Below are 13,945 nucleotides of genomic sequence, written 5' to 3'. Positions count from 1 at the left end.
ATGGATCTTTCGACTTTGATGCCGCAACAGCTGCAGATTGTCAAAACGCTCGACCGTCCGCTGTTTGTCTCGGCGGGCGCCGGTTCGGGCAAGACCTTTACCCTCACGCGCCGCATCGTCTACGCGCTCTCGCCCGAATCCGGTCCGTTCGTTGAGCATCTGGACCAGGTGCTCGCCATTACCTTTACCAAAGATGCCGCGGCCGAGATCCGTGACCGCGTGCGCCGCGCGCTCATCGACGAGGGCATGGACGAGGAGGCCCTGACCGTCGACGATGCATGGATCTCGACCATTCACGGCATGTGCTCGCGTATCCTGCGCGCACACGCGTTGGAGCTGGGCATCGATCCCGAGTTCACGGTACTCACCGATACCGACGAGCTTATGGATCAGGCTGTTGAGCATGTGCTGGCCCGCGCGACGGCGCCCGATGCCGCCCCCGAGCTCGCGGCATCGCTCAAGGCCCTCTACGCCTGGTATCCCATGGCGGGCGAGGGCGGCCCTTTTGGCGCCGGCACCACCATCAAGGGCCTGGTGCGCGAGCTGCTGGAGCTCTCGAGCCAGCTGCCGGGCGGCATGGACGACGTGCGCGTGGCACACGGTCATGCCGACACTTCGGCCCTTGCCGATGCCTATCGTGCGGCGCTGGGCGCAAGCAAGGCCGCGACCGAGAAAGCGCAGGTGGCGCTCGATGCCATCGATGCGTTCGAGGCGAGCGGCAAGACCATGGCGGATGCGGCGCGACTCATGATGTCGTGCACCATGCCTCGGGCGAGCAAGGCATTCCCTAAGGAGCAGGTGGAGCTGCTCAAGGCGGAGGCTGCCGATGCGTTTATCAATATCGTGCTCGCCTGCGGTGGTCCGGCGCTCGATGCGCTGGTGGGGCTTGCTCGTGCTGTGGAGGCGGAGTACCGCGCGCTCAAGGCTGACCAGTCCGCGCTCGATAACAACGACCTGCTCCGCATGGCATACGAGGCGCTGCGCGATTATCCCGCCATTCGAGCCGCCTACGAGGGCCGCTTTAAGATGGTCATGATCGACGAGTTCCAAGATACCGACCAGATGCAGGTCGATCTGATTCGCTATTTGACGGGTGCGGGCGAGCGCGCGCTGTGCACGGTGGGCGATGCGCAGCAGTCGATCTATCGCTTCCGCGGCGCCGAGGTCGAGGTGTTTCGCCGCCAGGAGCGCAAGGTGGGCCTGTCTGCTGCGCCTGAGACCTCCGTCGCATCCGATGCCCCTGCCGGCGAGCTCGTCAAGCTCGTGCGCAACTTCCGCAGTCATGACGAGGTGCTGCGCTATGTGGCACGCGTCTTTGACGGCGATACCGGTGGTTTGATGCAGGGGTTCTTGGATCTTGAGCCGAGTGACGATCGCGAGGACAAGCTCAAGGCAAAGGCTTCGCGCCGCCAGGCGCTGCTCGTTGCCGGCGGCAGCACCCAGGAGCGAACGCAGGCGAAAGCTCGTGCGATTGCGGAGCGGTTCCAAGCGCTCGTTAAAGCGGGCCAGCCCCAGGGCGGCATGGTGCTGCTACTGGGCCGCATGACCAACGCCGACGTCTACGCCCAGGCCTTCCGCGACCAGGGGCTCGACTGCGTTATCGCGGGCGGCTCGGTCTTTGCCCAAGCTGCCGAGGTGCAGACGGTGCGCGCCCTGGTTTGTGCGCTCGCCAACCCGGCCGATACGGCGCAGGGCCTTATGCCGCTGCTGGCATCGCCGATGTTTGCGCTGGGCGCCCAGGAGTTCCTGGCGCTGGCGACCAAGCTGGACGACCAGACGGGGGAGACCTCGCGCCGCAACATCGATGCGGGCATCATGAGCGATTCCGATGTGCCCGGCTTGCAGGGCTTGCCACTGGTGACGCGCGCCCGCGAGGTACTGCGGTATGCGCTTCGTCGTGTGGGTCGCGATTCGTTCGCCTCCATCGCGCGCGACGTGGTCAACGCCTCCGGCTGGTTTGTGCGTCTAGCGCAGCGCGGCCCCGAGGGCAAGGCCATCGCCGCCAACGTGCTCAAGGCGCTCGATGCCGTGACCGAGGCGGAGGCCGAGTTCGGCAATTCTCCGCGCTCCATTGCGCTTGCCTTCAATCGCTTCCTGGCGGGCAAGGAGGCCCCAGGCGCCCTCAACGAGGAGGGCGACGGCGCGGTGCGCATCATGACGGTGCACGCCTCCAAGGGTCTGGAATATCCGGTCGTGGCGGTCGCCGAGTGCTTTGGCGTGCGTAAGTCCTCGGGCGCGGCACAGATGGGTCGCGTCGAGGGCGGAGCGCAGGTCGTGGCGCTGCCGGCACGCTTCGACGGCGTTAAGCTTGCGGACGGAACCTTTGTGAAGGGCGATGACGTCAAAAAGCAGTTTGAGCATGCGTTTAAGGGTAAGGGCACGTCGCTATGGTTGCCGCCGGAGCTCATGGAGGACGTCTGTGCGACGGGTTCTCCCGCCGAGGCATTTGCTCGCCTGCGCAACGACGACCTGCAGCTTTCGCTCGAGGAGCGGGCCCGCTTGCTCTATGTCGCCATGACGCGTGCACGCGAGCTGGTCATTCTGGCAATGGATGCCGGCGTGAGCCGTGGCAAGGTGGCGGCGCCGACCTTCGATGTCGAGACCGATCTGACCTACGACGTACTGCGCCGTATTTTGCCGACCGACGCGCAGGCCTTGCCGCAGCTCGATGCCGACCGCCTGGTGTTCGACAACTCCCAGCCGGGCGACTACGAGCTCATTTCGCTTTCGGACTTTACCTTTGGCGAGCAGGCTTTTGAGGCTAACGCTTCGCTGGATGCCGAGGGCAGGCTTGTTCGTGGCGATGCGGAGCCGGAGGGTGCCGGTGCAGATGCCCGCGCCGCCGTTCCCGGTCCTGCCGACCCCGAGCCCGATTCGTTTGAGCTCGTGTATCCCCAGGCGGTGGGCGTGCGCATGGGCACCTGCCCGTTCCCGGCGCGTGACTCGTATAGCTACTCATCGATCGCCGCGGCCCTGCATGCCGAGGCGGAAGATCGTGCCGCCGAGACGCGTGTGCCCATGGACGAGGCCGGCGATGATGAAGACTCGGATGGCTCGGAGATGACCGATGCGGACGTGGTTGCTGCCGAGCCCCTCGGCAATCCCATGGCCTTGGGCTCGGCGTTCCATGCTGCCTGCCAGTGGCTCATCGAGATGGGCGCCAATGAACTGCCCGCCGCGCGCGCCGATGCGCTGGCGCGCCTGTGGTGCCTGACGCCGGAGCAGCGCGAGCGTTTTGACATTGCCCTGAATCGCTGGCTCAGGTCGGCGGTCCGTGCCGAGCTGCTTGCCTGGCCGTGCGTCCGTGCCGAGGTACCGTTCTTCTCGCTGGGCTGCGAGGACGAGGACATTGCCCGCTACGGCACGTATGCCGAGGGCGCCATCGATGCGTTGGCAACGAACCCGGCGGATTCGTCACGCGCGCTGGTCATCGACTACAAGACGGGCGGCACACCGGATGAGACGCCGGAACAGCTGCAGGAGAAGCACGCCCTGCAGGCGCGCGTCTACGCCGATGTGTTGCACAAGGCGGGCTTTGAGGCCGTGACCGTCAAGTTCGTCCGCGTGGAACAGCCGGATCCAACCATCTTCGTCGAACCCGCCGAACCTCAAGTAGTCACCTACAATCTTTAGCCCTCAACAGCGTGCGGTGGAATCCCTCCCGATTCCACCGCAGCTCAGGGGTAGCTAATTTGGGACGGGGCTATTTTAGCTACCCTTTGACTGACGGCGAATGAGTCGGGGTCGGAATGCGTCTCAACCGACATATGGGGGTAGCTAAAATAGCCCCGTCCCAAATTAGCTACCCGTGTGGGTTTGGCTAGGTTCGGGTGCTGTCCGTGCCGTGGGGTAAAATCGTTCAGTCAGAACACGAACCCGCATCGGAGCTCATCACATGGCATTTGTCCATCTGCACAATCACACTGTTTTCTCCATGCTCGACGGCGCAACCCGTATCCAGGATATGGTCAATCGTGCCGTTGAGCTTGGCATGCCCGCCGTGGCCATTACCGACCACGGCTACATGTACGGCGTGCCCGACCTGGCGCTGGCCTGCGACGCCGTCAACCACAACACGCCCGAGTACAAGACGTGGAGCCACGACAAGGCCTTCTTGGAAAAGGATCGCCGCGACGAGCTGGTGGAGCCCGATCCCGAGGCAAACCCGCGCGAGCATGCCCAGTATGTGAAGGACATGGCCATGTGGGACGAGAAGGGCAACATCGACGAGCTCAAGCCGCCCCTGGTCATCAAACCCATCTTTGGCTGCGAGGTCTACTTTACGCCGGACGAGACGCTCGCCCGCGACCACAAGCCCGAGCTCTACCACATGATCCTTCTGGCCAAGGACCAGGAGGGCTACGTCAACCTGATGCAGACGGTTTCCGAGGCAGCCGTGCAGGGCTTTTACTACAAGCCGCGCGTGACGCTCGACAACCTGCGCCGCCACGCCAAGGGCATGATCTGCACGAGCGCCTGCATCGCGGGCATCATCCCCAAATACATCGACCGCGGCGACATGGAAGGCGCCATCAAGTGGGCCGAGACCTTCCGCGATACCTTTGACCCCGGCGACTTTTACATCGAGATTCAGGAACACGGCATCACCACCGACAACGGCCTGACCGATGAGCAGATGGACCGCACGCTCATCGATATCGCCAAGCAGGTGGGTGTCAAGGTCATCGCCACCAACGACTTCCACTACCTGCGCCGCGAGGACGCGCCGGTGCAGGACGTCATCATGTGCATCGGCATGAACGCCAAGGTCGATGACCCCAACCGCATGCGCATGACTGGCTCGGAGTTTTACATGAAGACCGAGGAGGAGATGCGGGCGATGTTCCCGTATTGCCCCGAGGCCTGCGACAACACGCTCGAGATCGCCGACAAGTGCTACGTCGAGCTGGACTGGGACTCCATCATCCTGCCGCGCTTCCCGTTGCTCGACCCCGGCGAGACGCACGAGAGCCAGTTCCGCCGCGAGTGCGAGAAGGGTCTGCGCCAGCACTATGGCGACGACTGGGCCACGCGCGAGATCGGTGGCGTCAACATCAAAGAGCGCTTTGAGTACGAATACAAGGTCATTTGCGACAAGGGCTTTGCCGCCTACTTCTTGATTGTTGCCGAGTACGTGCAATGGGCCAAGGACAACGGCATCGGCGTCGGCCCCGGCCGTGGTTCGGCCGCTGGCGCTATCGTCGCCTACGCTATGAACATCACCGCGTTCGACCCGCTCGAGAACGGCCTGATGTTCGAGAGGTTCCTGTCCCCGCAGCGTACCGAGATGCCCGATATCGATATGGACTTCGACGATGAGCGGCGCCTCGAGGTCGTGGAGCACGTTCGCCAGCTCTACGGCCCCGAGAAAGTCACCCACGTCATCACCTACTCGACCATTAAGGCCAAGCAGGCCATCAACGACGCCGCTCGCGTCCTGGACTACCCGGTCTACATGGGCCAGCGTCTGTCCAAGATGGTCTCGAGCGACCCCAAGGTCAAGCTCAAGCAGGTGCTCGAAAAGCAACCCGGCAAAGAGGACCTGTTTAACCCCGATTTTGCCGAGGCATATAAAAAGGACGACGACGCCCGCCGCATCATCGACACGGCGCTCTCAATCGAGGGCCTCACCCGTGGCGAGGGCGTGCACGCGTGCGCCGTTCTGATCTGCCGCGACCCCGTCAACGAGCACGTGCCCACCAAGCTCGACACCAAGGGCGGCGTCGAGATTACCCAGTACGAGGGCCATACCGTTGCCGACATGGGCTTGCTCAAGATGGACTTCTTGGGCCTGCGCACGCTGACGGTTATCTCCAAGGCCAAGGCAAACATCAAAAAGAACTTCGGCATCGACATCAAAGAGGAAGAGATTCCCTTTGACGACCCCGAGATCTTTAAGCTCATGGGTTCCGGCCACACCGCCGGCGTCTTCCAGGTCGAGTCCGCCGGCATGACGGCCACGATCAAGAACATGAAGCCCACCGAGTACAAGCACGTCGTAGCATTGATCGCCCTGTACCGCCCGGGCCCGCTGGGCGCCGGCATGGTTTCGTCCTACATCAACCGTATGAACGGCAAGGAGCCGGCGGTCTCCTACGACGACCGCCTGGACGACATCCTGGGCGAAACCTACGGCACCATGGTCTACCAGGAGCAGGTTATGCTCATCTCCGTCGAGATGTGCGGCTTCTCCAAGGGCGAATCGGACTCGCGTATCCGTAAGCCCGTGGCTAAGAAGAAAATCAAGCTGCTCACGTCGACGGTGCTCCACTGGGAGGATGGCTCCGACGAGACCACCTACGACCACTGGATGAACGGCGCCATCAAGAACAACTATACGCGCGAGGTCGCCCAGAAGATTTGGGACGATGTTCTCGAGTTCGCGTCCTACGCCTTCAACAAGTCGCACTCCGCCGGCTACGCCATCCTGGTTATGCAGACGGCGTGGCTCAAGGCGCACTATCCGCACGAGTACATGGCGGCCGTTCTGACGTCCTATACGGGCAAGACCGACAAGATCGTGCACTACGTCTCGGCATGCCGTCACGACGGCATCCCCGTGCTGTCGCCAGATGTCAACGAGTCCGGTACCGAGTTCACGGCTACCAAGGAGGGCGTGCGCTTTGGTCTGGCCGGCATCCGCGGCGTGGGCACCGGCGTGGCGCAGGCGATTATCGCCGAGCGCGAGGCGGGCGGCCCGTTTAAGACGCTGCACGACTTTGTCGAGCGCGTGGATTCGAGCCAGGCCAACCGCCGCGTGATCGAATCGCTCATCAAGGCAGGCGCCTTCGACTCCACGGGGTATCCGCGTCGCCAGATGATGCACTTTGTGGATAAGAACAACCCCGAGAACATCATCGATGCCGCGGTGAAGCGCCAGAAGGATCGCGCGAGCGGTCAGACGTCGTTCTTTGATATGTTTGGCGACGTTGAGGGCTCGGGCTTTGAGGTGAGCGTGCCCGATCCGGATGGTCAGGAGTGGGACCGCCACCTTAAGCTGAGCCAGGAGAAGGAGGTTCTGGGCATCTATGTCTCGGACCACCCGCTGCGCCCGTTTGAGTATGCACTAGCCAAGGCGCGCGACTTCTCGTTCTCGCAGATCGATACCGGCTACGAAGTTCAGAATCCTACGGGCGGCACCATCAACCAGGAGATTCCCGAGGGCAAGGCGCTGTGGTGGGCCGGCATGGTCTCGAGCGTGTCCAAGCGCGTGACCAAAAACGGTGACCCCATGGGCATCGTGCAGCTCGAGGACATGGAAGGCGAGGCCACCGTCGTCGTGTTCCCCAAGACCTATAAAGAGGCCGAGGGGTACCTGTACGGCGAGGTCGATCCCGAGACCGGCGCGCAGCTGTCCGATGCCTTTGTGCGCATTAAGGGCAAGCTCGAGCGCTCGGACCGCGGCGACCAGATCATCGCGCAGGAGATCGTGCCGCTCGAGCTCAACGAGGAGAACAACAAGCCCAAGGTGTTTGAGGTCATGGTGCCTAACAGCCGCTTTAGCCAGGGCAATATGGCGCGCCTGGCCACGGTGCTCACCGCTAACCCGGGCGGCGACCGCGTGGAGATCTTTATCGAGCAGGTGGACGGGCGCGTGCTGCGTGCCGAGGTACCTGCCAAGGTCAACGCGCGTTCGATTCCGCTGCTGGCCGAGGCCAAGGCCATTGTGGGTAACCAGGGTCGCGTGACGGTGATCTAAGCTACCCCGGGTGAGATTGGAGGAAGTGATGGCGCAGGGGACGTTTGTGCAGGCGCTTCGCAAAGAGGCGGCGTTGAGCGGCACCTTTATGAAGGGGCGTTCGCTCATGCTCAACGGTGCCGTGCTGTCGATCGAGGACAGCGGCTCGCGCTTCTCCAAAAACGTGACGGTCGAGGGCACGGTGCGCGGCTCGCGCGGTGACCTGTACAAGACGCACGTGGCGCTCGACATGGACGAGCACGAGGTTATCGACTACGATTGCGACTGCCCCGCCGCATACCGCTATCCCGGTATGTGTAAGCACGCTATTGCCACGGCGCTGGCGTATTTGGATGCCAGCGGCGCCGAGCCCGTCGAAGGTTTGCGCACGCCGGTTCGCACGTTTACGGCGCAGCCGAAACAGCCCGCGCGCGCCGCGTCCGTCGCGCCGGCCGTCAACCCCAATTTTCCCTTTCCGGCGCCCGTCCCCACGAGCCCCAGCCTCATGGCGGCACTCTCCGATCTTTCGGACGCGCGCATGGATGAGCTGGCGAGCATGCGCCGCAAGCTTGCCGGTGCCGTTGATGCCGACGCCCCCAAAGCGGCGTTGGAGCCCTCGTTGGTGCCGTACTACAATCCGCTGTTCGCTGACCGCTTTAGCTGGGCGCTCGAGTTCCGCATTCGCTGTGGATCGGTCTCCTACGTGGTCAAGGACATCGACGGCATGGCCGATGCCTACGTGCGCGGCGGCACGTTCTCCTATGGCAAGAAGCTCACGTTTGTCCATTCACCTGAGGCCTTTGACGAAACATCGGCAAAGCTGCTCAACCTTGTTGCGACGACAGTTGCCTATCTCGATGACATCACAAGCTCGCGTTCAGCGTCGTACGACTTTGCCCGCAGTGGTTTTGTTGCCGAGCGTCAGTTGCCGCTGTCCGAGTATAGCATCGTATATGTGCTGGACCTGCTGCGCGGCCAGACCATCTCCTTTGAGCCCGCCTGGTCGCGGGGGATGACGACGCATCGCACCTACGACGTGGCGGTTGAGCTGTCTCCGCAAGGGGAGGACGAGGCATCCGCTAAGCGCCCACCGCTGCTTGCCGCCAAAATCGCGCCGGCGGCTGGTGGTAGCTATGACCTGCGCCTGCCCGCCGATATGTACTGCTTTGCGTCGGGCGATGCCGCCTACTTGGTTGACACGCGCCGCGCGCGCCGTACCGACGCTGCATTTGCTCAGCATGCCGCACCTTTTTTGTCGCGCTTGCTGCCGTGCCGTACGCCCGCCCATATTGCCGCCGAGCAGGTGGGGGAGTTCTGCCGTATGGCGCTGCCCATTTTGCGCGACTATACCGACCTCACCGCGCCCGCCGCGCTCGATACCGTGGCACCCGAGCCGAGCTTTGCTATGGCGATCGGCGTCGACGATGGGCTCGTGACCTGCAAAATTACGGTTACCTACGGCGATTGGTCGGCGGATCTCTTTAGTCTGGGCGCTCCGGGCAGTCCCTTCGAAGAGCAACGCCCCGGCGTGCCGCCCCGCGACGAGGTGGCGGAGTTTCGCGTTATGGATACGGCGGCCCTGTACTTCGGTTTCTACGAGGGCGGTCTGGCGTTTGAGGAGCGCGATGATGAGAGCTTGTTCTGCCTGCTGACCGAGGGTCTGTCCGCCCTGTCCGAGCTGGGTGAGGTCATGCTCAGCGACCGTCTGCGCCAGATTTCGGTGCGTCCCGCGCCCAAACTCTCGGTTCGTGCGACCGTCAAGAGTAACCTGCTCGACGTCGAGCTGGGCGCGAGCGGGCTTTCGGCGGCAGATCTTGCCATCTATCTGGACTCGTACAAGCGCCACCAGACGTTTGCGCGCCTGACGTCCGGCGACATCGTGCGCCTGGATGAGGGAGCGCGCGCCGCGTTTGGCCTTGCCGAAGATCTGGGTGTCGATGCCGTCGACCTGCTCGACGGCGTGTCGCTTCCCGCGTCGAGCACCCTTTTTGTCGATAGCATGCTCGCGCGCACGCCGGCGCTCGAGGCCGATCGCGACGCCGCGTTCCGCCGCACCGTCGAGCGCCTGGACACGCTCGGCAAGATGGACTTTACGGTACCCGCCTCGCTCAAGGCCACGCTGCGTGGCTACCAGGTCGACGGATACCAGTGGCTCGGCTCGCTCGAACACCTGGGCCTTGGCGGCATCTTGGCCGACGACATGGGCCTTGGCAAAACGCTCCAGATGATCGCGCATATCCTGGCGCGTGTGGAGGCGGGGGACACCAAGCCCACGCTCGTGGTATGCCCGGCCTCACTCGTGTACAACTGGACTGCCGAGCTGGAGCGCTTTGCGCCCTCGCTCGATGTGTGCGCCATCGTGGGCGCCAAGGCGCAGCGTCGCGTACAGATTGCCGGCGTGGCCGAGCATAACGTGGTCGTGACGTCGTATGACCTTATGCGCCGCGATATCGACGAGTACGTCGAGCAGGATTGTGCCCGCGTGGTGCTCGATGAGGCCCAGTACATTAAAAATCCGCTCACGCAGGTGGCGCGCGCCGCCAAGCGCCTGCCTGCCGGCGTGCGCTTTGCCTTGACGGGCACGCCCATCGAAAACCGCTTGTCCGAGCTCTGGAGCATCTTCGACTTTTTGATGCCGGGCCTGCTGGGCACGCGCGAGTCGTTTGCCAAGCGCTTTGAGAGCCCGGTCGAGCACGCCGAGGGTGACAGTGCTGCTCGCCTGCAGGCGCTCGTGTCGCCGTTTGTGCTACGCCGCGTAAAGGAAGACGTGGTGGCCGATCTACCCGAAAAGATCGAGGACACCGTCATGGCACAGCTCACCGGCGAGCAGCGCAAGCTCTACCTGGCCAACCAGGACCGCATCGCCCAGCAGGTGCAGCACCGCGAGGCTGGGGAGTTTAAGAAAGACAAGCTCAAGGTGCTCGCCGAGCTCACCAAGCTGCGCCAGATCTGCTGCGACCCGCGTCTGCACTACGAGGATTACAAGGCGGGGAGCGCCAAACTCGATACGTGCATGGAGCTCGTGCACGGCGCACTCGACGGCGGGCATCGCATCCTGTTGTTCAGCCAGTTTACGGGTATGCTCGATATCATCGGCAAGCGCCTGGCCAAGGAGGACATCGCCTTCCTTAAGCTCACGGGCGCTTCGTCTAAGGAGAGCCGCGCCAAGATGGTCGCGCAGTTCCAGGAGGGCGAGGTTCCGGTCTTTTTGATTTCGCTCAAGGCGGGCGGCGTGGGCCTTAACCTGACGGCGGCCGACGTGGTCATCCACTACGACCCGTGGTGGAACGTGGCAGCGCAGGACCAGGCGACCGACCGCGCCCACCGCATTGGCCAGCAACACACCGTGACCGTGTACAAACTCATCGCCAAGGACACGATCGAGGAGCGCATCATGCAGATGCAGGAGTCCAAGCGCGATCTGGTCAACAGCGTGCTTGGCGGCGACGGCATCTCGTCGGCGCTGTTTACCCGCGAAGATGTTCTGGCACTGCTGGGCGGCGACGGGCGCTAGCCGCGCGCGGGGTGGGACTGCTGGAGTGGGCAGGACGGTCGACGCATGTTGGCCCGATCGCTTGCCTGATCCGTTATGTGTTCATTTGCAATGCCGTGGATGGTTTGTCTGCCTTTGGGCATAAGAACCATCAAGAACATTGGCACGTCAGCAAAGGAGAACATCATGGCGAAATTCTTTAAGGACCCCGACGGTAAGCTCATTGCCGCCCTTGGCAACGACGTTGCAACCCCTGCCGGTTGCACGGAACTGACCGCAAACACTGAGGACGCGGCGCACGAGAAGCACGTGCCTGTTGTCGAGACCGAGCGCGACGGTCACGTGATTCGCGCACGCGTTGGCTCGGTCGAGCACCCCAGCCTGCCCGAGCACTATATTGAGTGGATCGCCCTTGAGGCCGAGGGCCGCTTAGAGGTCCATTACCTTGAGCCCGGCATGAAGCCCGCGACGTTTTTTGCCGGCGGTTCCAAGACCGGTACCGTCTATGCCTACTGCAACCTGCACGGGCTGTGGTCCGCGACGTTCTAGGAGCGCGCCCCCGCTCGGGGTATCATAGCTAGCATATGCACATGCGAGCGCCGACTGCATCATGCGGCCGGCGCTTTTACTACGATTTCGATGGTTTACGACGGAAAGGGCTGAGCCATGAAGCTCGCGCTTGCACAGATCGATATGCGCCTGGGTGATATTGAGGGCATTTGCGGCCGCATCGAGGACCAGGCTCGTCTGGCCCACGAGCGCGGGGCGCGCGTGCTGTGCGTTCCGGCTCCGCTCTTTATGGGCGCCATGCCCGGTGGCCTGGTGGGCGCTGCCGACTTTGAGCACGACATGCTTGCCGGCTTGACTGGTGTCGCCGAGCGCATCCAGGAGCTTGACATGATCTGCATCGTGCCCGCGGCGGTTTCGTTTGAGGGTCAGCCGCTGCTCGACTACATGATGCTCAAGGACGGTCATGTGGTGCCGGCGCGTTCGAGCATTGCCCTGCAGCGTGGCGAGAACAACGACACGCGTTGGGCGCCGCCGGTGTTCGACGTGGACGGCGTGCGCATCGCCGTGATTTTTGACTTGGACCGCGAACTCGAGATGTTGCCGACCGGTGTTGACCTCATTGCGTATTTCCAATTCAATGCGTTTGACATGACCGACCGCGAGACTGCCGCCATTGCCGCCGTTCGCAGCGGCGCCTACCGCAAGATCGCATCCAAGCGCAGCGTGTGGTTTGCCTGTATGGCGCCGGTCGGTGCCTATGACGAGTCGGTGTATACCGGCGGTTCGTTTGTGCTCGACGACTGCGGTCGCGTGGTGGCCCAAGCGCCGTGTTTTGAGGAGAGCCTGCTGGTTCAGGAGATTCAGCGCGGCGTGATGCTCGATGCCCTGGAAGATCACGAACTGCCCGAGTTCCGTTCCGAGGAGTGGCTGTGGCAGGCGCTGGTGCTCGCCGTGCGCGACAACGCCCGGGCCCACGGTGCGTCGCGCGCCGTGGTGGCACTCGAGGGCGACTTGCCGTCGTCCCTGCTGGCGGCGCTGGCCGTCGACGCTCTGGGCCCACGTAATGTGATTGGCCTGGTGCTGGGGCGCAACCGCATCTTTACGCCGGCGCAGGAGGAGGCCGAGGCTGCTCGCTGTGCCGCCGTTCGCGCCATTGCCGAGCGCCTGCATATTCGCACGGTTGAGCGCGATGCGCCGGATGCCGCGCGCGTGCTCGACCGCGATGTGTCGGCGGGCGACGCCGAGCGCCTGCGCTCTCGCACGCTGGGCCTCATGCTGGAGGACACGGCGCTCGAGCTGGGTGCGATGGCGCTGAGCCCGCTGTCCAAAACCGAGTACGCGCTGGCGGCGCCGGCGCTTTGCGGCGGCTACCAGGGCGATTACGCGCCCTTTGGCGATGTGTACCTGTCGACGCTTGAGTTTGTGGCGCGCGTGCGCAACCGCACGTCTGCCGTGGTGCCCCAAGAGCTCGTGACGCTCAACGCGGTGGAAGATTGTATGGAGCGAGTGCTGGCGCAGGCGCTCTCGACGCTTGACGGTCCGGTCGATATGCTCGACCGCGCGGCACAGCTGCTCGGCGGGCTTGAGCCGGGTGAGGTCGATGGCGCGCTCGAGGCGCACGTGGACCGCAATCGATCTTTCGACGATATCCCGATGGCCGCTGGCAAGCCTGAGGCCTGCTCGCTGCTGCTGATGCTCGTTCGACAGGGTGAGGCTGCCCGCCGCATGTTGCCGACGGCACCGATCGTCTCGTCCCGCTCGTTTGCCGAGCGCTCTTGGCCGTACATGCTCGCGTGGTCCGACCTGGGGCTTAACGGCAAGGAGCGTATGACGGTTGATTCGCTGGCACGCGCCGAGGTGCGCCGTTTTGCTGACGAGGATACGAGTGAGCGTATGCGCGGCGAGATGATGGGCATACTGGGCGAGCTACTGGGTATTTCGCCCGAGCAGATGGAGGAGCTGCGCTCTGAGGACGGTCAGCGTCGTTTGCACGAGGGAATGAAGAAGTTCGAGGGCGAGGTTCAGGACGCCATCGATAAGATGATGGGCGGTCAGGGCGGCTCGCAAGGTGGTCCCCAGGGTGGCCCGATGCCGCATCCGCCGGTTGATCCCCGACGGTTCCCATTCTTCTCGCAGAACTAAACTGGGGATGGGATTCGCTCCCAACCCCGATACTTCAACTAAGCATCTTGACCCCGTTGTGTTATTCTAGAACAGACGTTCGTGAATGATGCGCGGGGCCTTGCTTTGTGCTGTGCTGGTGA

General features: G+C 63.4%; 5 protein-coding genes. All 5 read left to right on the top strand.

Annotation, left to right across the window (positions count from 1 at the left end):
* The gene (locus DXD94_RS02710) at nt 1–3,633 is read left to right on the top strand and encodes a UvrD-helicase domain-containing protein (RefSeq protein WP_117763163.1); all 3,633 of its coding nucleotides are present in this window, start codon (nt 1–3) and stop codon (nt 3,631–3,633) included.
* A gap of 262 nt (nt 3,634–3,895) precedes the next feature.
* A complete protein-coding gene (gene dnaE / locus DXD94_RS02705) occupies nt 3,896–7,699 on the top strand; it encodes a DNA polymerase III subunit alpha (protein ID WP_117763162.1) in 3,804 nt (1,267 codons plus the stop codon).
* A gap of 28 nt (nt 7,700–7,727) precedes the next feature.
* On the top strand, nt 7,728–11,192 hold the full coding sequence (locus DXD94_RS02700; RefSeq protein ID WP_117763161.1) for an SNF2-related protein: 3,465 nt from the start codon (nt 7,728–7,730) through the stop codon (nt 11,190–11,192).
* Nucleotides 11,193–11,357: 165 nt separating this feature from the next.
* A complete protein-coding gene (locus DXD94_RS02695; protein WP_089572163.1) occupies nt 11,358–11,720 on the top strand; it encodes a desulfoferrodoxin family protein in 363 nt (120 codons plus the stop codon).
* 117 nt (nt 11,721–11,837) lie between these two features.
* On the top strand, nt 11,838–13,823 hold the full coding sequence (locus DXD94_RS02690; protein WP_117763160.1) for a hypothetical protein: 1,986 nt from the start codon (nt 11,838–11,840) through the stop codon (nt 13,821–13,823).
* Nucleotides 13,824–13,945 lie beyond the last annotated feature (122 nt).

This window comes from Collinsella sp. TM10-22 (assembly GCF_003466125.1).
In the GTDB taxonomy this organism is placed as follows: Bacteria; Actinomycetota; Coriobacteriia; order Coriobacteriales; family Coriobacteriaceae; genus Collinsella.
The sequence above is the reverse complement of the archived record's forward strand: the minus strand, read 5'-3'. Positions and strand labels throughout refer to the sequence as shown.